This window comes from Pseudomonas sp. F(2018) (genome assembly GCF_005508865.1).
Taxonomy (GTDB): Bacteria; Pseudomonadota; Gammaproteobacteria; order Pseudomonadales; family Pseudomonadaceae; genus Aquipseudomonas.
This window is the reverse complement of record NZ_SCOM01000007.1, coordinates 71691-93695: the sequence shown is the minus strand read 5'-3', so window position 1 is coordinate 93695 and position 22005 is coordinate 71691. Positions and strand designations below refer to the sequence as shown.

General features: G+C 67.4%; 19 protein-coding genes. 7 read left to right on the top strand and 12 right to left on the bottom strand.

Annotated features, from left to right (window positions below; all coding sequences use genetic code 11):
• Positions 1 to 78: 78 nt before the first annotated feature.
• Genes FFS62_RS22505 through FFS62_RS22495 form a run of 3 tightly spaced genes read right to left on the bottom strand, consistent with a single transcriptional unit; the run spans position 79 to position 2425 of the window.
• The gene (locus tag FFS62_RS22505; protein ID WP_137975097.1) at positions 79 to 876 is read right to left on the bottom strand and encodes an aldo/keto reductase; all 798 of its coding nucleotides are present in this window, start codon (positions 874 to 876) and stop codon (positions 79 to 81) included.
• Positions 873 to 2048 (bottom strand): FAD-binding oxidoreductase, encoded by a 1176-nt coding sequence (locus tag FFS62_RS22500; protein ID WP_137975096.1) that lies wholly within the window; start codon positions 2046 to 2048, stop codon positions 873 to 875. The genes FFS62_RS22505 and FFS62_RS22500 overlap by 4 nt, the downstream gene beginning before the upstream one ends.
• 44 nt (positions 2049 to 2092) lie before the next feature.
• Positions 2093 to 2425, bottom strand: coding sequence for a multidrug efflux SMR transporter (locus FFS62_RS22495; protein ID WP_137975095.1), 333 nt, complete (start codon positions 2423 to 2425; stop codon positions 2093 to 2095).
• Between the two features lie 60 nt (positions 2426 to 2485).
• Here FFS62_RS22495 and waaA point away from each other — a divergent pair, with 60 nt between their 5' ends.
• Entirely contained in the window at positions 2486 to 3760 is a 1275-nt protein-coding gene (gene waaA / locus FFS62_RS22490; protein ID WP_137975094.1) for a lipid IV(A) 3-deoxy-D-manno-octulosonic acid transferase, read from the top strand.
• Here the strand turns inward: waaA and FFS62_RS22485 are convergent.
• Positions 3734 to 4276 carry a metal-dependent hydrolase gene (locus FFS62_RS22485; RefSeq protein ID WP_137975093.1) on the bottom strand — a complete coding sequence of 181 codons (543 nt, stop codon included), beginning with the start codon at positions 4274 to 4276 and terminating at the stop codon, positions 3734 to 3736. The genes waaA and FFS62_RS22485 overlap by 27 nt on opposite strands.
• The gene (locus tag FFS62_RS22480; RefSeq protein ID WP_137975092.1) at positions 4273 to 5832 is read right to left on the bottom strand and encodes a histidine kinase; all 1560 of its coding nucleotides are present in this window, start codon (positions 5830 to 5832) and stop codon (positions 4273 to 4275) included. Before FFS62_RS22480 ends, FFS62_RS22485 begins: the two co-directional genes overlap by 4 nt.
• Before the next feature lie 146 nt (positions 5833 to 5978).
• On the opposite strand from FFS62_RS22480, the gene serB reads away from it, so the two are divergent.
• Positions 5979 to 7193: a phosphoserine phosphatase SerB gene (gene serB / locus FFS62_RS22475; RefSeq protein ID WP_137975091.1), complete on the top strand. Its 1215-nt coding sequence runs from the start codon at positions 5979 to 5981 to the stop codon at positions 7191 to 7193.
• A 54-nt stretch (positions 7194 to 7247) separates the two neighbouring features.
• Here the strand turns inward: serB and FFS62_RS22470 are convergent, their stop codons facing one another.
• The 5 genes from FFS62_RS22470 to FFS62_RS22450 form a co-directional block, all read right to left on the bottom strand.
• Positions 7248 to 9314 (bottom strand): EAL domain-containing protein, encoded by a 2067-nt coding sequence (locus FFS62_RS22470; protein WP_137975090.1) that lies wholly within the window; start codon positions 9312 to 9314, stop codon positions 7248 to 7250.
• A gap of 66 nt (positions 9315 to 9380) precedes the next feature.
• Positions 9381 to 11198 (bottom strand): molecular chaperone, encoded by a 1818-nt coding sequence (locus tag FFS62_RS22465; protein WP_137975089.1) that lies wholly within the window; start codon positions 11196 to 11198, stop codon positions 9381 to 9383.
• A gap of 203 nt (positions 11199 to 11401) precedes the next feature.
• Entirely contained in the window at positions 11402 to 12268 is an 867-nt protein-coding gene (gene asd / locus FFS62_RS22460) for an archaetidylserine decarboxylase (protein ID WP_137975132.1), read from the bottom strand.
• An 8-nt stretch (positions 12269 to 12276) separates the two neighbouring features.
• On the bottom strand, positions 12277 to 13092 hold the full coding sequence (locus FFS62_RS22455; protein ID WP_137975088.1) for a rhodanese-like domain-containing protein: 816 nt from the start codon (positions 13090 to 13092) through the stop codon (positions 12277 to 12279).
• Between the two features lie 44 nt (positions 13093 to 13136).
• Positions 13137 to 14657: an HDOD domain-containing protein gene (locus FFS62_RS22450; RefSeq protein ID WP_137975087.1), complete on the bottom strand. Its 1521-nt coding sequence runs from the start codon at positions 14655 to 14657 to the stop codon at positions 13137 to 13139.
• A gap of 119 nt (positions 14658 to 14776) precedes the next feature.
• Between FFS62_RS22450 and motA the strand changes: the two genes are divergently transcribed.
• Together motA and motB are read left to right on the top strand one after the other, a co-directional pair.
• Entirely contained in the window at positions 14777 to 15628 is an 852-nt protein-coding gene (gene motA, locus FFS62_RS22445; protein WP_137975086.1) for a flagellar motor stator protein MotA, read from the top strand.
• A 16-nt stretch (positions 15629 to 15644) separates the two neighbouring features.
• The gene (motB, locus tag FFS62_RS22440; protein WP_137975085.1) at positions 15645 to 16685 is read left to right on the top strand and encodes a flagellar motor protein MotB; all 1041 of its coding nucleotides are present in this window, start codon (positions 15645 to 15647) and stop codon (positions 16683 to 16685) included.
• 48 nt (positions 16686 to 16733) lie between these two features.
• Here motB and rsgA read toward each other — a convergent pair whose 3' ends face one another.
• Complete coding sequence (rsgA, locus tag FFS62_RS22435) at positions 16734 to 17765, bottom strand: small ribosomal subunit biogenesis GTPase RsgA (protein WP_137975084.1); 1032 nt, start codon at positions 17763 to 17765, stop codon at positions 16734 to 16736.
• A gap of 87 nt (positions 17766 to 17852) precedes the next feature.
• Here rsgA and FFS62_RS22430 point away from each other — a divergent pair, with 87 nt between their 5' ends.
• Both FFS62_RS22430 and orn read left to right on the top strand, forming a co-directional pair.
• Positions 17853 to 18623, top strand: coding sequence for a class I SAM-dependent methyltransferase (locus tag FFS62_RS22430; RefSeq protein WP_137975083.1), 771 nt, complete (start codon positions 17853 to 17855; stop codon positions 18621 to 18623).
• A 180-nt stretch (positions 18624 to 18803) separates the two neighbouring features.
• Positions 18804 to 19349, top strand: a complete 546-nt coding sequence (gene orn, locus FFS62_RS22425) for an oligoribonuclease (RefSeq protein WP_137975082.1) — start codon at positions 18804 to 18806, stop codon at positions 19347 to 19349.
• Between the two features lie 20 nt (positions 19350 to 19369).
• On the opposite strand, the gene queG is transcribed toward orn, so the two are convergent.
• Positions 19370 to 20443 carry a tRNA epoxyqueuosine(34) reductase QueG gene (gene queG, locus FFS62_RS22420; protein WP_137975081.1) on the bottom strand — a complete coding sequence of 358 codons (1074 nt, stop codon included), beginning with the start codon at positions 20441 to 20443 and terminating at the stop codon, positions 19370 to 19372.
• A 64-nt stretch (positions 20444 to 20507) separates the two neighbouring features.
• On the opposite strand from queG, the gene FFS62_RS22415 reads away from it, so the two are divergent.
• Positions 20508 to 22004: an NAD(P)H-hydrate dehydratase gene (locus FFS62_RS22415; RefSeq protein WP_137975080.1), complete on the top strand. Its 1497-nt coding sequence runs from the start codon at positions 20508 to 20510 to the stop codon at positions 22002 to 22004.
• Position 22005: the final 1 nt, after the last annotated feature.

Sequence of the window (22005 nt, the reverse complement as noted above, 5' to 3'; positions counted from 1 at the left end):
CCTCAGTCGGCAGCCTGTGCGGCTGCGGCGGATGGATGGGGCGTACGGAAGTTCAGACCGCGCCCGGAGCCTTGCAGTTTAGCCGCGGATCACCGCGGCGGCGGTGGCCGCGTTTGCCGCCAGATGTTGCGGGTTGATGGTGCCGACGATGGCGGCGGTGACGCCAGGGTGGCCGAAGACCAGCTCGAAGCTGGCGCGCACCGGGTCTTCGCCGGCGAGTACCGCATGTCCGCTGGCCAGGGCCTTCTTGACCAGGATGCCCTTGTGGTGGCTGGCGGCATGGTCGAGCACGGCGCGTTCGCCCTGTTCGGCCAGGTTATAGGTGACCATGGCGCAGTCGCCCTGCTGCAGGGCCAGCAGGCCGCCGTCCACGGTCTTGCCGGACAGCCCGAAGGCGCGGATCTTGCCCTCGCGCTTGAGCTCGGCCAACGTCTCGTACACACCGCTGTCGCGCAGGATGGCGACATCGTTGCCGTCCGAGTGGACCAGCAGCAGGTCGATGCGGTCGGTGTCCAGGCGTTTGAGGCTGCGCTCCAGGGAATAGCGCGCGTGGCGCGGCGAGAAGTCGAAGCTGGACTGGCCGCCGACGAATTCCTCGCCGACCTTGCTGACGATCACCCAGTCCTCGCGCTGGCCACGCAGCAGCGGGCCGAGGCGCTCCTCGCTGACACCGTAGGCCGGCGCCGTGTCGATCAGGTTGATGCCCAGGCCACGCGCCTGGTCGAGCAGGGCGCGGGCGGCGGCATCATCGGGAATGGTGAAGCCGTTGGGGTACTTCACGCCTTGGTCGCGGCCCAGCTTGACGGTGCCCAGGCCCAGCGGCGAGACGATTAGGCCGCTGTCGCCCAGCGGGCGATGCAGGTCGTGCAGGCTCATGGCAGCAGCTCCTCCCACACAGGCCGGGCCAGTGGCGGGCGTGGCAGCTCGGGCAGCGGCTCGCCGGCCGCGGGCTGGATGCCGTCACGCCGCAGGGCCGCGACGACCCGGTCGCTGAAGTCCGGCGACAGCGCGAGCTTGGTCGGCCAGCCCACCAGCAGGCGGCCCTGCTCGGCGAGGAAGGCGTTGTCCGGGCGTACCAGGCCGGATTGCGCCGGCTCGGCGCGGTCGACGCGCAGGGTCGCCCAGCGGGCGCTGGACAGGTCGATCCAGGGCAGCAGATCGCCCAGTTCCTTCTGTGCGGTGCGAATCTGCGCAGCCTCGTCGCGGGCCACGCCGTCGGCCTCGGCGATGTCGCCGCCGAGGTACCAGACCCACTGGCCGTCGGCGGCCGGGTGGCTGGTCACGGTGATGCGCGGCTTCGGCCCGCCGCCCAGGCAGTGGGCGTACAGCGGCTTCAGGCTCGGGCCCTTGACCAGCACCATATGCAGCGGACGCAGCTGCTGCCTGGGTTGCTCCAGGCCAAGGCTGGCGAGCAGCTCGGCATTGCCGGAGCCGGCGCTGAGCACGATGCGCTGGGCGCGGATCTCGCAGCCGTCGACCTGCAGGCCGGCCAGCTCCCCGTTCTCGCGCAGCGGTGCGATCTCGCGCGCGGCCAGCAGGCTGTCGCCGGCCAGCTCGGCCAGGCGGGTGATCAGGCTGGGCACGTCGAGCACCAGCTCGGCGAGGCGGTAGACCTTGCCCTTGAACTTGGGGTGCTGCAGCGCCGGTGGCAGCTGATCGCCCTTGACCTGGTCGACCCGGCCGCGCACCGCCTTGCTGGCGAAGAAGCTGGCCAGGTTGCCGGCCAGGCTGCCCGGCGACCACAGGTAGTGCGACTCGGACAGCAGACGCACACCGGACAAATCCAGCTCGCCATGGCCGGCCACGGCCTCGCGCCAGCGCCGTGGCATGTCGGCGATGGCTTCCGAGGCGCCGGTCAGCGCGCCATGCAGGGCGTACTTGGCGCCGCCATGGATGATGCCCTGGGACTTCAGGCTCTGTCCGCCGCCGAGGCTGGCGCGCTCCACCAGGAGGGTGGAGTAGCCGAGCCGGCGCAGGCGGGCATTGAGCCAGAGACCGGCGATACCGCCGCCGACGATCAGGATATCGGTGCTGAGGGAGTGGGACATGCCGGGGCTCGCTGTGGAACAGGCGCGCAGTATAACCGCGCCCGTCAGTGCCCGGTGCTGCCGGAGAACAGCTGGATCACCAGCACCCCGGCGATGATCAGGCCGATGCCGGCGAGGGCGGCCAGGTCGAGTTTCTGGCCGTAGATCACCAGGCCGGCGATGCTGATCAGCACGATGCCCAGCCCCGACCAGATGGCGTAGGTGACGCCCACCGGGATGCTCTTCATCACCAGGCTGAGCATCCAGAAGGCGATGCCATAGCCGACCACCACCAGGATCAGCGGCAGCGGCTTGCTGAAGCCCTCCACGGCCTTGAGCGCGGTGGTGGCGATGACTTCGGCGACGATGGCGATGGCCAGGTACAGATAACCGCTCATGGGGCTTCTCCTCGGGGACGGGGCGCATTGTGGCACGCCCCTTTGCTAAGCTGCGCGCCCATGAACAGAACCCTCTATACCCTGATCCTGCATCTGGCCCTGCCGTTCATTTTCCTGCGCTTGTTGTGGCGCGCCTGGCGCGCGCCGGCCTACGGCAAGCGCATCGGCGAGCGTTCTGCCGTCGGCCTGCCGGCCTTCAGGGGCGGCGGCATCTGGATCCACGCCGTGTCGCTGGGCGAGAGCATCGCCGCCGCCCCGCTGATCCGCGAGCTGCTGGCGCGCCACCCCGAGTTGCCGATCACCGTCACCTGCATGACGCCGACCGGCTCCGAGCGCATCCAGGCGCTGTTCGGCGAGCGCATCCAGCACTGCTACCTGCCGTATGACCTGCCCTGGGCCTGTGCGCGCTTCCTCGATCGCCTGCAACCGAAGCTGGCGGTGATCATGGAGACCGAGCTGTGGCCCAACCATATCCACGCCTGCCATGGGCGCGGCATTCCCGTGGTGCTGGCCAATGCGCGCCTGTCCGAGCGCTCGGCGCGCGGCTATGCGCGTTTCGCCGGGCTGACCGCGCCGATGCTGGGCGAGCTGGATCTGATCGCCGCGCAGACCGAAGTCGAGGCCGAACGCTTCCGCCAGCTGGGCGCCCGCCCGATGTGCGTCGAGGTGACCGGTTCGATCAAGTTCGATCTCAGCGTCGATGCCGCACTGCCGCAGCGCGCCGCCGAGCTGCGTGACCGTTGGGGCGCGGCCAGGCGGCCGGCGTGGATTGCCGCCAGCACCCATGCCGGCGAGGACGAGGTAATGCTGCAGGCTCACCGCCAGTTGCTCGGCGAGCACCCCGAGGCGCTGCTGATCCTGGTGCCACGCCATCCCGAGCGTTTCGATCAGGTGTTCGAGCTGTGTCGCCGCGAAGGCTTCGCCACGGTGCGTCGTTCCACCGAAGAGGTGCCGGGCGCCGAGGTTCAGGTGCTGCTCGGCGATACCCTGGGCGAGCTGCTGTTCCTCTATGCCCTGGCCGATCTGGCCTTCGTCGGTGGCAGCCTGATCGCCAATGGCGGGCACAACCTGCTGGAGCCGGCGGCGCTGGGCAAGCCGCTGCTCAGTGGCCCGCATTTGTTCAACTTCCTGGAGATAGCCGCCCAGCTGCGTGGCGCCGGTGATCTGCTGGAGGTGGAGGATGCGGCGCAGCTGCATGCGGCGCTGCGCATGCTGTTCGCCGATCCGGCGCAGGCGCAGCAACGAGCGGCGGCGGGGCTGGCGGTGATGCGAGCCAATCAGGGCGCTCTGGCGCGCCTGCTCGGCGGGCTAGAGCGCCTGCTGGCGCGGGCGTAGCAGCGCGCGCAGGGCGATACCGGTAGCGGCCAGGGCCAGGCAGGGCAGCCACACCCAGCGCGCCTCCGAAATCAGCACTTCCAGCCCACGCTGGCTGAAGAAACCGTGCACGAAGGGCGAGACCTCGATCGGTCGCCAGGGCAGGAAGAAGCGCTGCTCGCTCCAGGGCCACAGCCAGGCCACGCCCAGGCCGCCATCGGTGGCGGCATCCAGCAGGCTGTGCGAGGCGGTGGCCAGGGTGATCCACAGGAAAGCCCTGAGCGGTCCGCAGTCGAGCAGTCGGCAGCACAGGGCGCCGAGCACCCCGGTCAATCCGGCGAACAGCAACGAATGGCTGAAGCCCCGATGGCCGAAGGCGTCGGCATAGGCGATGCCGAACTTGAAGGCCAGCACATCGGCATCCGGCAGCAGGGTGAACAGCAGGCCCGCCAGCAGCAGGCGCGGCGGCACGATGCGCGGGCCGAGGGCGACACCCAGTGCCAGCAGTGGCAGCGGGTGGCTGATCAGGGTGGTCACGAGTGTTCGTGCATGCGCGCCAGCTGGCGCTCCAGCAGCGACGGGTAGGGCTCGAGCAGGCGCTCGACGCAGCTGGCGCCCTCGGGACTGGCGATGGCGCGGATGCGCGCGCGCTGGCGCAGCAAGGGGTCATCGGCGACGCTGCGCTGCACCAGCAGCAGGTTGCGGCTGTGCTGGGCCAGGGCCAGGGCATCCTGGGCCGCCTCGCTGAGCAGCACCTCGGCCTGGCTCGGGCTGATTTCCTCGTCGCTACGGGTCAGGCCCAGCTGCAGTTGCAGGGTGATGCCGCTGTCGGCCACCTCGATCTGCAGGGCGTGCCCAAGGGCGCGCAGCAGCTCGCCGCAGCACAGGGCGTGGGTCAGGTAGTCCTCGCCGCTCTGGGTGCTGTCGAACAGCAGCAGGCTGCTGCCATCGTTGAGGGTGAACAGCTTGCCCTGGTACAGCGCGGCGGCCTGCTCCAGACAGTCGCGATAGCGCTGCAGCAGCTCCATCAGACGTGCGCGCGGCAGGTGACGCAGCTGCTCCTGGGCGCCCAGCTGGATCGCCAGCACGGCGCTGCTGACCTGCTCTTGCGGCTCGAACGCAGCGACCGGTGGTGGCAGCGGCTCGGGCTCCGAGCCTTGGATATCCTGATGCAGATCGCGCAGGTCGGCGAACGGATCGTCCTCGTCGTGGCGTACGATCGGGGCAGGGCGTGGCGCCGGCTCGGCGAAGTCGTCCTGGTAGGCGTCGCTGTCGGCACGCAGATTCGGCATGTCGAAGCCCGGCTCGCGCGGCTCGTCCTCGTGGAAGTCCTGCTCGTCATGCAGGTCGAGGTCGGCGTACTCGTCGTGTTCGTCGAGCGGCGGCTCGGGCTCCGGCTTCTCCGGTACCAGACGGGCCTGCAGCTGGCGGGCGAGGTCGCCGATCTCGTCCTGGCGGCCGGCGCCGGGGGCCGGGTCGTCCGGGTCGCGCAGCCACACGCGCAGCTGCAGCAGCGGCGTGGAGATATGCCGGCCGAGGCGCAGGCTCAGCGACATGGCCAGGGCCAGCAGGATCAGGCTGAGCAGGCCCATGCTCTGCAGGCTGATGGTCATCGGCTGCTGGAACTGCTGCATGTCCAGGCTGATGCGCAGCTGGCCGGCGATCACTTCCTGGAAGGTGATGGGCGTGGAGTAGAGCCCGTCGGCTTCGCCGAGGATGCTCTGGGTCGGGCGCGAGCCGGCCTCGGCGAGGATGCGGTTATCCACGCTGTAGATGGCCGCATGGGCCACCAGAGGGTTCTTCGCCAGGTTGCTGAGCAGCACGTTGAGGCTGAGGATGTCGTTGGACACCAGCAGTTCGGTGGCCGAGGCGGCGGTCTGCACGGTCAGGCTCTGGCCGAGAGCGTCGGCCTGCTGCTGCATGGCCTGCTTGAACTGCATACCCATCACCCAAGCGTAGATCACCAGGGCCAGGGCGACCAGCAGCAGGCTGTGGCTGGCAATGCGCAGGGCGAGCGGCACGCGGCGCTGGCGCAGGGCATTGAACAGCAGCAGGAAGAAATTGTCGGGCTTGACCTGAACGGGCCGGTTCACAGAGCGCGGCTCTTATCGACTGGAATTGCCGCGCAGTATAACCACCACCCCCAGGCGGGCAAAGCGCCGCCCGTGCCATGGGCCGGGCGAAACGGGTTAGAATGTGCGCCTTTTCGCTGACCCATTTGCAAGCTGGAGTGTGCGCCTTGCGCGAAATCGTCCTGATCAACATCACCGGGGAAGATCGCCCGGGCCTGACCGCGGCCATCACCGGCGTGCTGGCGCAGGGCGGGGTGAACATCCTCGATATCGGCCAGGCGGTGATCCACGACACCCTGTCGTTCGGCATCCTGGTCGAGATCCCGGATACCGAGCAGGCCTCCTCGGTGCTCAAGGACGTGCTGTTCACCGGCTACAAGCTGGACCAGCAGGTGCGCTTCACCCCCGTCTCCGAGGCGGACTATCAGCAGTGGGTCGGCGGCCAGGGCAAGACCCGCTACATCGTTACCCTGCTGACCCGCAAAGTCACCGCCGAGCAGCTGCAGCGGGTCAGTTCGATCACCGCCAAGTACGGCCTGAACATCGACCATATCGATCGCCTGTCCGGGCGCATGCCGCTGGACATGCCGGCCGACCAGGGCAAGGGCTGCATCGAGTTCTCCGTGCGTGGCGAGCCGGCCGATGTCGACGCGCTGCGCGCCGAGTTCCTCAGCGTGGCCCAGGAGCTCGATGTCGATATCGCCTTCCAGCGCGACTCGGTGTTCCGCCGCAATCGTCGCCTGGCGGTGTTCGACATGGATTCCACGCTGATCGAGGCGGAAGTCATCGACGAGCTGGCCAAGGCTCATGGCGTCGGCGACAAGGTGTCCGAGATTACCGAGCGCGCCATGCGTGGCGAGCTGGATTTCCGCGCCAGCTTCAAGGAGCGCATGGCGCTGCTGCAGGGCCTGCCGGAAACCGTGCTGGCCGAGATTGGCGCCTCGCTGCGCCTGACCGAGGGCGCCGAGGTGCTGTTCGCCGAGCTCAAGCGTCTGGGCTACAAGACCGCCATCCTCTCGGGCGGCTTCACCTATTTCGCCAAGCAGCTGCAGGCCAAGCTGGGCATCGACTATGTGTTTGCCAACGAGCTGCAGATCGTCGATGGCAAGGTCACCGGCGTGGCGATCGAGCCGATCGTCGATGCCCAGCGCAAGGCTGATCTGCTGCGCGAGCTGGCCGAGAAGGAAGGCCTGCGCCTGGAGCAGACCATCGCCGTGGGCGACGGTGCCAATGACCTGCCGATGCTCGGCCTGGCCGGCCTCGGTGTGGCCTTCCGCGCCAAGCCGCTGGTCAAGCAGTCGGCCAAGCAGGCGATCTCCACCCTGGGCCTGGACGGCATTCTCTACCTGCTCGGTTTCCGTGATCGCGACGGTCAGGACTGAACGAACGGCAATGAAAAAGCCCCGCGATTGCGGGGCTTTTTTGTGGGGCGGGGATCATTCGTCGCCGGCGGAGAAGTCGTAATCCATCGACTGGCTCGGGCCCTGCAGGTAGTGGCCCTGGATGTAGTTGACTCCGGCTTGCCAGAGGGTCGCCAACACGGTGGCGCTCTCCACACAGGGCACGATGGTCAGCTTGGCCTGGGCATGCAGGCTGGCCAGCAGGGTCTTCAGCGCCTCCTGGTTCTCCGCGCTGGACAGATCCTGGGAGAAGGAGCCGTCGACCTTCACGAAGTCCACGCTGAGGTGCTTGAGCGTGTTGAACGGATTGATGGCGCAGCCGAACTGGCCGAGGGCGACCTTGCAATGCAACTCGGCCAGGCCCTGGGTGAGGGCCTTGGCCTGCTTGAGGTAGGCCACGGCGTCCGGTTCGCTGATCTGGAACACCAGCGAGTCTGACGGCAGCCGTGCAGCCTTGAGCGCCACGCTGAGCCAGGGCAGCAGGGTCTGGTCCTGCAGGCTGTTGGCCGACAGGTGCACGAACAGGCGGGTGTTGTGGCCCTTGCTGCGGTGCTCGGACAGCAGCTTGACCGAGTTGAGCACGACCCAGCGGTCGATCTTCTCGGCCAGGCCGGCGTCCTTGGCTGCGGCGAGGAAGTCCGCCGCCGGCACTTCTTCGCCCTGCGGGCTGAGCAGTCGCAGCAGCACCTCGTAATGCTCGTCGCTGTCGCCACGCAGGCTGATGATCGGCTGGAACAGCAGGCGGAAGCTGTTGTTATCCAGCGCCTGCTGCACCATGGCCACCAGGCTGCCACGGCTGGCCGCGGCGGCCAGCTCGTCGGCCGGGTTGTAAATCTTGATGCCGTTGGCTTCGATCTCGTCGGCACAGCGATGGGCGCGGTCGACAACTTCCTGAGCCTTGCTGGTCTGCTCGCTGAGGCCGGCGACGCCGATCGACAGGCTGGTCTGCACGGTGCGTCCGGCGATGTCGAACAGATGGCCTTCGGCCTTCTTCAGCAGGCCGGCCAGCTGCTCTTGGCTCTGCTGGGGGGCGGTGCCTGGTAGCAGGGCGGTGAACACGTCGTCGCCGAAACGCGCCAGCTGGCTGGTCTCGCCGAAATGGTTGCGCAGCATATTGGCCAGGTCGGTCAGCAGCAGATCGATGCCGGCCAGACCGACTTCGCCGATGATTTCGCTGTAGCGGTCGATGCGGATGTAGGCCAGGCTGGCAACCTGGCCCTCGGTCACTGCGCGCTGGGCGGCACCGTCCATCAGTTCGAGGAAGTACGGGCGGTTGAACAGGCCGGTCACCAGGTCCTGGCTGCTGATCTCGCGCAGTTTCTCTTCCAGTTCGGCATTGTCGTTTTCGGCGCGGATGACCACCTGGATGCACGGTTCGCCGTCATAGGTGGCCGGAGAGAACGACATGCGTGCCGCGAAGCGCTGGCCATCGGGCTTGACCCCGCCGCAGCTGAGTTCGGCGCTGCCCTCGCCGCTGGCGTAGCTCTTCAGGAAGTCCTTGAAGCGGGTCTGATCCTCGCCGGCGATCAGGTCGATCATCGGCATGCCTTCCAGCTCGTCCGCGTCTTCGTAGTCGAACAGCTTGAGGTAGGCACGGTTGGCATAGATGTGCATGCCGTCGTGGACGTAGGTGATGGCGTCCACCGAACTGTCCAGCAGCAGCTGACAGCGTTTCTCCGCTTCGCGCAGGGCCACTTCGGCGGCACGACGGGCGCGGCGCTCCTCGAGGTTGGCCAGTTCGCGGTTGGCCACCAGGATCAGGCGTTCGTCATCGCCTTGCGGCAGGGCATCCTGGGCGCCGAGCATCAGGGCTTCGGTGATGGCGTCGGACTCGTTGCCGGCCACCAGCTGGATCACCGGAATGTCCTTGGCCTGACGGCGGATGGCGGTGATCGCTTCGTTGGGGTCGATGTGGTCGCTGGTCGGCGCGCTGATCAGCAGATCCCAGCTCTGCTGCAGGGCTTCCGCCAGATTGTCGCTGGAAGTGACGCGGTGAACGCGGGTGGCTCGTCCGGCATTGCGGAACAGGCTGACCAGGCGCTCGGCCTCGTTCTGCGAATCCTCGAGGATCAGCAGCCGTATGGTTTTTTTTTCGATGGCCATGGGGTTTTGCTTGGCAGGCGCCGAAGAGCGGGCGCAAAAAGGCGACGGATGGTCTGTTCCGGCAATCTACAGCGACTTCCAGAGTGAGTCAAAGTCTTCATCTCCGCCCTTGCCAGGCTCCTTCGCTGCTGTGACGGAGGTCCCGGAAGGGGCCTTGGTCTCGTTCAGTGCGCGATACTCGAACTGACTGAAACTGCCGGTGCTGGTCTGCTTGCGACTGAGTACGGCGCGGGTCTCGTCGCCGTTGTGGTTGATCACCACCTTGTTGCTCTCCTGGAAGGGCAGGCGGGGTGTGATCAGCGTAGCCGGGCGCGAGATCACGCGAATCTCCGGCAGCAGCAGGGCGCGCAGGTACTGGCTGTTCTGTTCGCTCTTGCGCACCAGCTGCACGCCGCAAGGCTGGGCATGGGGCGCAATCAGTTCGATGCCCATCTGGGTGCCGCCGCCGCGTACCTGGCGGATCCAGCGCACCACGGCCACGCTCCAGCCCTGATCGGGAGCGTCCTGGGTGCCCAGCAATTCGCCGGCCTGCAGCTGCACCGGGACTTCCTTGGGCCAGCTCAGGCAATACCCCCCCGGGCTGTGATTGACGATAGGCAATTCGTAGCTGGGGTAGGCGTCCGCCACTTCCTCGGCGGGTTGCTCCCCGGCCTTGGGCGCGGACTTGTACTGGATCTCCTCCATGGGGATGCCGTGCTCCCACTGGCTCTCGCGCTGGGCATCGAAGGCGACTGCCCAGACATCCGGGCCGCCGCCCGAGCCCAGTTTGTTGGCCTTGAACTGAGCGCTGCGCGGCGCCTCCTCGTGCTTCAGTACGTCGGAGAAGCTGCGCTTGCCGGCCAGATTGAAGTGCACGGCCGACATGCCGATGCACAGGGTCAGGCTGCCGCGTCCCGGGTTGCGCTGGAAGGTGCGCTCGGCGATGTCACCCCAGGCCGACGCCAGGTGCTGCAGTAGGTCCGGCGGCATGCCTTCGGGTATCTGCAGGCGGCGTGGCTCGCTGCTGTCCGGCGGCAGCAGGAGATGCTCCTTGAGGGCATCGACCAGCGCATGCGGATCGAGGCCCAGCAGGTTGTGCAGCTCGCCATCGCCGAACAGCGACTTGTAACGGGGCGGGCCATCCAGTTGCGGGGCGATGGCGAACAGGCTGTTCGGATCATCGGCGCGGTGCAGGCTGGCCAGCGAGCTCCAGCTTTCCAGGGCCTCGGCCAGGCGGGCGATGCCACTCTGGCGCATCTGGTTGCAGCGCGCGCAGCCTAGCAATAGAGCGCCGAGGTAGATCTGTTCCTGGCTCAGGCTCTTGCCATTGCGAGCCAGGCTATCGCGCACCTGCACCTGCTGCAGACCATGCAGGCGAGCGATGCGGTACAGCTGGTGCAGCTCGAGCCACAGGCCTTCGGGGACCGGGCAATACAACTGGCTGGCGCGCATCAGCGGGCCGCAGAGGGCGTGGCTTGCGCGCTGCAGAGCGACGGTCAGCAGTTGCGCGCGCTCCTTGGCGAAGCGCGGCAGCTCCTGGGTGATGATCAGCTTGTAGCCGATGGCCATGTGGTTCTGCAGGGCCTGGCACAGGTTGGCCACCTTGCGCGGGCGCTCATCGAGCACGATGGACTGGTTGAGGAAGTGGCGCTCCAGATGGCTGGTGACGAAGTACACCTCGGGGCGCAGCAGTTCGAGCAGTTGCAGGCGGTTGTCGCTGGGCGTGATCAGCTGGTTCAGCTCGATCAGGCTCTGGTACAGCTGGCGCGCGGTCTCGCCGATGTTGGCCTTGGGCAGGGCGGCGATCCAGCGCTTCAGCTCGCGCGGGTTGGCATCACAGAAGGACAGGCCCTGTCTGTCAGGAGTAGGGACGCGAAGGAGCAGGTGAGGGCTCTGTTTATCCATACCAGGGAGAGGTCCGTAACTGGCGGGGCGGCGTCCTGGCCACCGGGTTTTTCGGAACTCTAGCAGCATCGCGGCAGGGCCGCAGCCCTGCTCGGGACAATTGCGGAGTCTTGCCGATTCTGACTCCGAGCTCCTCGGGATGTTCCTTCAGTCGTTTCGCCGAGGCCGCCGCCGATTCCCTGGCAGAAGCCTGGCGAGAAGGCTCAGTTGCGCGGCAGCGCCAGCGCCTGGCCCATGCGTACCGGGCTGCCGGCGACCACGCCTTCGGCCCACTGCACCTGTTGCGGCCCGAACAGCACGATGGCGGTGGAGCCCAGTTTGAAGCGGCCCAGTTCGCCGCCCTTGCTCAGCTCGATGGCCGCGCGGGCGGCCTCGTCGTAACGGGTGGTCTTCAGTTCGCGCTTGGGCGGAGTCACCAGGCCGGCCCAGACCGTCTCGACGCTGGCGACGATCATGGCGCCGACCAGTACCACGGCCATCGGGCCGCGCTCGGTATCGAACAGGCACACCACGCGCTCGTTGCGGGCGAACAGCTCGGGCACGTTCTCCGCGGTGGTCTGGTTGACCGAGAACAGGCGGCCCGGCACGTAGACCATCTCCTTCAGCGTGCCGGCCAGCGGCATGTGCACGCGGTGGTAGTCCTTGGGCGACAGGTAGACGGTGGCGAAGTCACCACCCATGAACGGCGCGGCGCGCTCGGCATCGCCACCGAGTAGTTCCTGCACGCTGAAGCTGTGGCCCTTGGCCTGGAAGCAGCGACCTTGCTCGATCGGACCGAGCTGGCTGACTGCGCCGTCGGCCGGGCAGAGGATGGCGCCGGGCGTTTCGTCCAACGGGCGGGCGCCATCTTTCAGGGCACGGGTGAAGAAGGCGTTGAAGTGTTCGTAGGCGGTCAGCTCCTCGACCTGGGCCTCGGCCATGTTCACCTGGTACTGCTTGGCGAACCAGCCGATCAGGCGATCCTTGAACCAGACGGCGCGGCACTCGGCGGCGAAGCCGATCAGGCGTGACAGCAGGTGGTGCGGCAGCAGGTACTGGCTGAGGATAAACAGGCGCTGTTTCATCGGTATTCCTTGCATCAATGTTCGATCGGGGTGTCGGGCAGGTTGCCCCATTCGGACCAGGAGCCGGCGTAGGCCTTGACTCGCGGATAGCCCAGCGCCTTGGCCACCAGATAGGTGAAGCCGGAGCGGCGATGGGTCTGGCAATGGGTGATCACTTCCTTGTCCTTGGTGATGCCGAGACCTTCCAGAACCTCGGCCATGTCGGCGCGGATACGCAGGCCGCGCTGCGGGTCCATGCCGGCGGTCCACTCGAAGTTGACCGCGCCGGGCACGTGGCCGCCGCGTGCGGCGAGCACCTTTTCTCCGCTGAATTCGGCTGGCGAGCGGGCGTCCCACACCGCCAGATCGGTTGCGCCCAGGCGGCTCTGCAGATAGTCGCGGCTGGCGGTGGGGCCGTCATGCAGGGTCAGGCTGGCAATGCCGATGGCGGCCGGCGGAGTCGTCTGGCTCAGTTCGCGGCCCTCGCCCAGCCAGGCCTGCAGGCCGCCATTGAGGAAGTGGTAGCGACCGTGGCCGATCACGTCGAGCAGCCAGATGAAGCGTCCGGCCCAGCCGCCGCCCTCGTCGTCGTACACCACGTAAAGCGCGTCGGCGTGGTGGCCCAGTTCGCCGAACAGGGCTTCCAGCTGCGCCTGCTCCGGCAGCAGTCCGGGCGCCGGCGGCTGGCCCAGCTGGGTGCGCTTGCTGTCGACCCAGCGGGCGCCGGGTATGTGCCCCTCGGCATAGCGGGCGGCCGGGCTCAGGTCGACCAGGATCAGCTCGGGTGCCTGCAGGCGGGTAGCCAGGTCGGCCGGCTCGATCACCAGCGGCAGGCCGGAGAAGGCGGACATGCGGAGCCTCCGGAAATGGGAAAGGGCGAATTGTAGCGGAAAGGCTAGGTGCCGCGGCGGGCAAAGGTGGCCAGGGCGCGCTCGATGCATTGCACGGTTTTGCCGAACACCTGCAGGGGCGTGGCGCCGATCTCGCCGCCGCCCTGGTCCGCCACCAGCAGCATCACCACCCGGCCATTGCTGGCCAGCGAGCGCAGCAGCAGGTGCTCGCCATCGAACAGGGCCTTGAGCGTCCCCGGCAGCAGGGCGGAGACCTGGGCCAGGTTGGCCGGGCTCAGGCGCAGCTGGCCGGGTTCGGTCAGCAGGCGGCGCAGCACCTGGCTCTGCGCCGGATCGAGGCGTAGCTGCGCCGCCGCGTCCGGCAAGCCGGCGACCTGCTGGGCCTGCAGGCGGCTGTGGGTGCGGTCGGCCAGCAGGATCAGCACCCGCTGCATGCCGCTGGCCTGCAGGGCCTGGCAGGCGCTGTCAGTCAGTTGCAGCACGTTGGCGAATGGCGAGGGTTGGGCCAGGAGCTTGGCGCAGTGCTGTTTCCACAAATCCAGTTGCGGGTTGACCGCCGGGGCTGGGGCCTGCAGGTCCTTCAGACGGCAGGCATCCCAGGGCCATAGCAGTGCCTCTGCCGGGTGCCATAGGTCAGGCGTTTCGTACTGGCGGGCGCTCTGTGCGGCCTGCTGGTGAACCAGTTGCTGCATCTCCGGCAGGGCGACCTGCAGGTACAGCCCGGTCAGGCGCTGCCAGCGCAGGTGATGCTCGCACGCCCAGTTGTGGTGGCTGGAGACGGCCAGGCCGTTGGCCAGCAGGATGCTGTTGGCTGGCTGGGTCAGCCAGCGGCGCAGGTTGGTGTCTTCGTCGAGCAGCTGCTGCTGGTGCAGCGGATGCTCGTTGTCGCGGGCGATGTGCAGGGCCTTGACCAGCAGGCGGCGGTCTTCCACCAGCAGGCGATAGCCCTGGACGATCCACTCCGGCATGCGCCAGTGCCGGGCCAGGGTCAGGCACAGGGCCGGCAGCGACACGCCGAGCAGCTCGCGTTCGACCTTGCAGGGCGGCTCGCCGCGGCCGAGCACGCGGCGCTCCCAGGCCTCGAACAGCTGCGGGTGGGTGGCCACCAGCGGCCACAGCGGTGCGAGAAACAGCAGGCTGCCCCAGTGGATTTCCTGCCACAGGCGAGCCAGGCGCCCGGCGAACAGGCCGTTGGCCTGCTGCGCGGCGTGCAGGCTGATCAGCTGCAACTGGCGCAGGGGCAGAGGGATCTGCGCCTCGTCCAGCACCGGCATCTGCTCGAGAAGCGTTTCAGCGCGTTTCAGCCCGAGGCGGTTGAGCGCCATCTCCAGGCTCTCGGCCGGTTCGCCGAGGCTGCCGGTATGGCGGTTGGTCTCGCGCAGTACCGCCAGGGCGATCGCCGGGCTGTCCTGCATCTGCTCGGCGATCTCGCGCAGGGACTTGCGGCTGTCCTGCAGGGCGCGGCGCACCGCCTCGTGGTGGTGGGCGGCGATGGGCAGGCGCACCTCGTCCAGCTGTTTGAGCCAGGCGTCGAGGCTGCGCGGTATGGGCTTGTCTGTGGGCATGCGGGTTGAGCCAAACTGGCTTTTCGCCTTTACTGCCTATAGTCTGGCGCAATACTTCCGATAATTAGAAGGGTTGTTTTACAGAACCCTTTCGACTGACTCTTCAAGCTTAAATTCCCATGGTCAAGATCATCGGCATCCTGGTTGTTTTCGGCTGCGTTTTCGGCGGCTTCATTCTGTCCGGCGGCAAGTTCATGGCGCTGGTGCACCCCTTCGAGGTGATGATCATCGGCGGCGCCGCCCTGGGGGCCTTCCTTCAGGCCAACCCCGGCAGCGCCTTCATGACCGTGTTCAAAAAGTCGCTGGCGATGTTCAGCAGCCGCTTCACCCATGCCTTCTACCTGGAGGTGCTGAAGCTGCTCTACGAGATCCTCAACAAGAGTCGCCGCGAGGGCATGATGGCCATCGAGGCCGACGTCGAGGACCCCAACGCCAGTCCGATCTTCAGCAAGTATCCGGCCATCCTCAAGGATGCGCAGATGACCGCGTTCATCTGCGATTACCTGCGCATCATGTCCTCCGGCAACATGGCTCCCCACGAGCTGGAAAACCTCTTCGACATGGAGATCTCCAGTCTGAAGGAAGAGCTGGAGCACCCGGCCCACGCGGTATCCAAGGTGGCCGACGGCATGCCGGCCATGGGTATCGTGGCAGCGGTGCTGGGTATCGTGATCACCATGTCCATCCTCGCCACCGCCGACAACGCGCAGATCGGCGAGAAGGTCGGTACGGCGCTGGTCGGTACCTTCCTCGGTATTCTCGCCTCCTACGGTTTCTTCGCCCCGCTGGCCGACGCCCTGACGCATGACGCCAAGGAAGAGCTGAACCTGTACGAGTCGATCAAGGCCACCCTGGTGGCATCCGCCTCCGGCATGCCGCCGACGCTGGCCGTGGAATTCGGCCGCAAGGTGCTGTTGCCGGCGCATCGGCCGAGCTTCAGCGAGCTCGAACAGGCCATGCGTGGCAACTGAGTTGGGTTGCTGAGCCATGGAGAACAACCAGCCGATACTGGTCAAGCGGGTCAAGAAGGTTGCCGGCGGCCACCACGGTGGTGCCTGGAAGATCGCCTTCGCCGACTTCGCCACGGCCATGATGGCGTTCTTCATGGTGATGTGGCTGATGTCCTCGGCCACGCCTGAACAGAAGAAGGCCATTTCCGGCTACTTCCAGGACCCCATCGGCTTTACCGAAAGCGCCAGCCCCTATGTCATCGACCTGGGCGGCACGCCGACCCCCGCGCCCGACCGCACCCTCAATCCCGAACTGAAGGATGCGCCGGACGCCGCCGAGGCGGCGGTCGATGCCAAGAGTGACCAGGCCGAGATGGACGCCAGCCAGGCCGAGACGCTGGCCGAGCAGGTCGAACGCGAGCGCCTGGAGCTGTTGCTGCAGGAGCTGCAGACCAAGGTCGACGAAGATCCGCAGCTGCAGAAATTCAAGGACCAGATCCTCTTCGAGATCACCCAGGACGGTCTGCGCATCCAGATCATGGATGCCGAGAACCGGCCGATGTTCGACATCGGCAGTGCTCGCCTGCAGCCCTATTTCGAAGACATCCTGCTGATCCTCGCCGAGACCATCAAGGCGGTGCCGAACAAGATCAGCGTCAGCGGCCATACCGACGCCAAGCCCTTCGCCGGCCAGGCCGAGTTCGGTAACTGGGAACTGTCCGCCAACCGCGCCAACGCCGCGCGGCGTACGCTGGTCGCCGGCGGCTATCCGGAGCCGCGGGTGGCGCGGGTGGTGGGGTATGCCTCGTCGGCGCTGTTCGATCGCAAGGACCCGTTCAACCCGGTCAACCGCCGCATCGACATCATCGTCCTGACCAAGAAGGCCCAGCGCGCCATCGAGGGCGAGCAGGATGGCGACGGTGCCGCCGAGTCCGCCGAGCCGCCGGCGCCCACCGAGGCGGTGGCGCCTGGCTCGGAGCCGGCGGCGCCGGGCGAGCCGGCCCAGGCGGACGAGCTGCGCCAGCGCCTGAACATCTTCGAGGACGGCGCGCTGCAGTTCGACCAACCCCAGGAATGAAAGAGGCCGCGATCATCGCGGCCTCTTCGTTTTACGTCTCTATCAATATCAATAGTCGGGTTCGGGCAGGCTGGCCAGGATGTGCCGGTAGCTGGCCATGCGCTGTGGCTGGATGCGACCGTCTTCCAGCGCCTTGAGCAGCGCGCAGCCCGGCTCGCGGTCGTGCTTGCAGTCGCGGAAGCGACAGGTGCCGAGCAGGTCGCGGAACTCGATGAAGCCGGCTTCCACGTCGTCGCGGCTGACGTGACCGAGGCCGAACTCGCGGATGCCGGGCGAGTCGATCAGCTCGCCGCCGCCGGGGAAATGGAACAGTCGGGCGGTGGTGGTGGTGTGGGTGCCCTTGCCGGTGACTTCCGACAGCGGCCCGACGCGGGTGTCGACGCCCGGCAGCAGGCTGTTGACCAGCGACGACTTGCCTACCCCGGACTGGCCGACGAACACGCTGACATGCCCGTCCAGGCGTGCCCGCAGCTGATCCATGCCGTCGCCTTCGTGGGCCGAAACCTCCAGCAGCGGATAGCCCAGCTGACGGTAGGTGGTGAGCAGGCCGTTGAGGTGTTCGGCGTTGTCCTCATCGACCAGGTCGGCCTTGTTCAGCAGCAGCTGCGGCTGGATGCCGGCGTGCTCGGCGGCGATCAGGTAGCGGTCGATCAGGTTGGCGTGGGCGTGCGGCAGTGGGGCGAAGACGATGACGATCAGGTCGACGTTGCCGGCCACCGGCTTGAGCACGCCGCGCATGTCCGGGCGACACAGCTCGGAAGTGCGCGGCAGCTGGGCGACGATCACCCCGTTGCCCTGGTTGCCGGGGCGCCAGACCACGCGGTCGCCGGTGACCAGCGCCGGCAGGTTGGCGCGCAGGTGGCAGCGTTGTACCTGGCCGGCCAGCTCGCCTTCCAGCGCCTCGACCTCGACCTGCACGCCGAAGTGGGCGATTACCAGGCCGGTCTGTTCCGGGCCCAGGTCGCCACCCTCCAGCTCTTCGAGCAGGCGTGACTCGCGCTTGGCGGCGCGCGCGGCGCGTTCTTCCTGGACCTTGTCGATGCGCCAGTTCTGCCGGCGGGTGAGTTGGCGTTTGGCCATGGCCTTTCCGATCAATAAGAAAACGGCGGCGAGTTTAGCACGGGCCCCGGCTGGCCCTGGCTTCGGCCTGCTGGTACAACAGGCGCCATGCTCGAACTCCTGCGCTCCCGCTATCCCGCCGCCCTCGCCCTGCTGGCTCAGCTCCTGGCCGTGCTCGGCGTGGCGCTGGCGCTGTTTGTCCTGGCGCAACTGGGTGGCTGGCGCCCGACCCTATGGCAGGCGGCCCTGGGGCAGGGCGTGCTGGCGGCCGCCCTGGGTCACTGGCTGGGGCTGCGTCGCTGGTGGCTGCCACTGAACCTGGCCTTCGTTTCCGGCTTGCTGGCGCTGCAGAGCCGCGAGTGGCCGGCCTGGTGGTTCCTGGTCGCCTTCGTCCTGCTGCTGCTGATCAACTGGAACAGCTTCCGCGAGCGGGTGCCGCTCTACCTGAGTGGCGCGCGCACCCGTCAGCGTCTGAGCGAGCGGCTTGCTGGGTTGCCGGCGGATTTCCGTTTCGTCGACCTGGGTTGCGGTCTGGGTGGCACCCTGGCGCAGCTGGCGCGCGACTACCCGCAGGCACGTCTGATGGGCGTGGAGACGGCGCCGCTGGTGTTTCTGCTGGCCTGGCTGCGCTGCCTGCCCTATCGCAACTGCCGGGTGCGCTACCGCAGCCTGTGGCAGGAAGACCTCTCCGCCTACGACGCCGTGTACTGCTTCCTCTCGCCCGCGCCCATGGCCGAGCTATGGGCCAAGGCGCGCAGCGAGATGCGCCCGGGCAGCCTGCTTGTGAGCAACAGCTTCGATATTCCGGGGGTAGCGCCCGGCGAGATCATCGAGCTGAACGACTGGCGCAGTTCGCGACTGCTGCTCTGGCATCTGTGAGAGGCTGTTTCTGATCCTCTGGCTGTCGGCCATACGGCGTTAAAAGCGGCCTCGGATGCTCATGTACTACTTGTACACTCTGCTTCCTCGGCCGCTTTTGCCTTGTCTGGCTCTAATCCAGAAGATCATAAACAGCTTCTAAGCGGCTAAACTGGCGCCAATCTAGAAGGAGCCGAACTCATGCCGCAGAACCCCAACAACCTGATCTGGATCGACCTGGAAATGACCGGGCTGGAGCCGGAGCGGGACGTGATCATCGAGATGGCCACCATCGTCACCGACAGCGAGCTGAATATCCTTGCCGAGGGCCCGGTGATCGCCGTGCACCAGAGCGACGAGCTACTGGCCGGCATGGACGAGTGGAACACCCGCACTCATGGCGAGAGCGGTCTGACCAAGCGCGTACGCGAGAGCAAGATCGGCCCGGCCGAGGCCGAGGCGCAGACCATCGCCTTCCTCGAGCAGTGGGTGCCGAAGGGCAAGTCGCCGATCTGTGGCAACAGCATCGGTCAGGACCGCCGCTTCCTCTACAAGTACATGCAGAACCTGGAAGCCTACTTCCATTACCGCTACCTGGATGTGTCGACCCTGAAGATCCTTGCCGGCATGTGGGCGCCGCACGTCAAGGACTCGTTCCAGAAGCAGGGCACCCACCAGGCGCTGGACGATATCCGCGAGTCCATTGCCGAGCTGAAGCACTATCGTCAGCACTTCCTCAAGGTCTGACCGCAAACGAAAAGGCCCGCTTAATGCGGGCCTTTTTCATGGTGCCGGGCCAGCGCCCATTCGACATGTTCACGTACCAGCGCCGAGGGGTGTTCACTCCGGGTCTTGAGCGCTTCCAGCACCGGGATGCTCGACGGCGCATTGCCCAGCCCCACGGCCAGGTTGCGCAGCCAGCGCTCGTAGCCGGCGCGACGCAGCGGCGAGCCTTCGGTGCGGCTGAGAAACTCCTCTTCGCTCCACAGGAACAGCTCGGCCAGCGCGCTGTTGTCCAGGCCATGGCGCGGCTGGAAGTCGCCCTGCTCGGTGGGGCGGGCGAAGCGGTTCCATGGGCAGACGATCTGGCAGTCGTCGCAGCCGAATACCCGGTTGCCGATCGGCGCGCGCAGTTCCTCGGGAATCGGGCCCTTCAGCTCGATGGTCAGGTAGGAAATGCAGCGCCGCGCGTCCAGCACATAAGGCCCGACGAAGGCGTTGGTCGGGCACACATCCAGACAGGCGCTGCAGCGGCCGCAATGCTCGCTGGCGTGCGGTACATCCACCGGTAGCGGCAGATCGACGAACAGTTCGCCGAGGAAGAACCAGCTACCAGCCTTGCGGTTGAGTACCAGGGTGTTCTTGCCGATCCAGCCGAGCCCGGCCTTTTCGGCGATGGCCTTTTCCAGCACCGGCGCGCTGTCGACGAAGGCGCGGTGGCCGAACGGCCCGACGGCGCCCTGGATGCGCTCGGCCAGCTGCTGCAGGCGCTTGCGGATCAGCTTGTGGTAGTCGCGGCCCAGGGCGTAGCGCGAGACATAGGCACTCTCCGGCTCCGCCAGGCGCTGGGTCATCTGTGTGTCGCCCGGTAGGTAGTCCATGCGCAGCGACACCACGCGCAGGGTGCCGGGTACCAGTTCGTCCGGGTGGGAGCGCTTGCTGCCATGGGCGGCCATGTAGTCCATCTCGCCCTGGTAGCCAGCGTCCAGCCAGCGTTGCAGATGCTGCTCGTGCTCGCCCAGCTCGACATCGGCGATGCCGACCTGCTGAAAGCCCAGCTCGCGTCCCCAGTCCTTGATGGACTGCGCTAGTTGAGCAAGGTCGAGGGTCGAATCGGGCATGACGGGACGGCAGGGCAGGGGAGATGGGTATAATTCTGCCAGACCTCGCCCGAATCGCCGAACCATGCCTGTCAGTCACGACCTGCCCCTTCCTCTCTATAGCGCCGCTCAGGTGCGCGAACTGGATGCCCGTCTGATCTCCGCCGGCACGCCCGGCTTCGAGCTGATGCAGCGCGCCGCCCATGCCGCCTGGCGCGCGTTGCGCCAGCGCTGGCCGCAGGCTGGGGAAATCACCGTGCTGGCCGGTGCCGGCAACAATGCCGGCGACGGCTATTTGGTAGCCGAGCTGGCACAGAAGTCCGGCTGGGCCGTGCGCGTGCTGGCCGTCGCTGATCCTGAGAAGCTGAGCGGCGATGCCGCTGCGGCTCGTGATGCGGCGCGAGCGGCCGGTGTCGCCGTGGAAGGCTGGAGCGACGACAGCGAGCTGCGCGGCGTGCTGGTCGATGGGCTGCTGGGCACCGGCTTCAAGGGTGACCTGCGTCCGCCCTATGACGCCGCCATCGAGGCGATCAATGCCTCAGGCCTGCTGGTGCTGGCGCTGGACCTGCCTTCCGGCCTGTGTGCCGATACCGGGCGAGTGGCCGAGCAGGCGGTGCGCGCCGATCTGACCGTCAGCTTTATCGGCCTGAAGCTCGGCCTGCTCACTGGCGATGCGCCGGACTGGGTGGGCGAGTTGCTGTTCGACGATCTGCAGGCCGATCCGCAGCTGGTTGCCCGGCAGTCCTGCATGGCGCTGCGTCTGGCCGGCGCTGCGCTGCCGCAACCGGCGCCGCGCGCCCGTACCGCGCACAAGGGCCAGTTCGGCCACGTGCTGGTCATCGGTGGCGACCGTGGTTTCGGTGGCGCCGCCCTGCTGAGTGCCGAGAGCGCGCTGCGCGCCGGTGCCGGCCTGGTGTCCCTGGCGACCCGTCCGGAGCATGTGGCGGCCAGCCTGGCGCGCCTGCCGGAAGTGATGTGCCAGGCCAGCGAATCCACCTATCAGTTGCCCGGCCTTTGCGAGCGCGCCGATGTGCTGGTGGTCGGCCCCGGTCTCGGTCAGCGCGCCTGGGGGCGCAGCCTGCTCAGCGCGGCGGCGGCCAGCCCGCGGCCGCAGGTGTGGGATGCCGATGCGCTGAATCTGCTGGTGGATGGCGGCGTGACGTTGCCGGCCGACAGCGTGATCACCCCGCATCCGGGTGAGGCCGGCCGGCTGCTGGGGCGTTCGACCGCCGAGGTGCAGCTCGATCGTCCCGCCGCGGCGCTGGCGCTGGCGCAGAAGTATCAGGCGGTGGTGGTGCTCAAGGGCGCCGGCAGCCTGGTGGCCGTGCCAGACGGCCGCCTGCGCCTGTGCGATCGCGGCCATCCGGCCATGGCTACCGCCGGCCTGGGCGATGTGCTGGCCGGGCTGATCGGCGCGTTGCGCGGCCAGGGCCTGGACGCCTTCGACGCCGCCTGCCTGGGCGTCTGGCTGCACGCCTGTGCCGGCCAGCAGCTCGGCGAGCTGGGTCGCGGCCTGGCGGCCAGCGATCTGATTCCGACCATTCGTCAGTTGTTGCAGGAGCATGCACCGTGTCTAAGGTGAC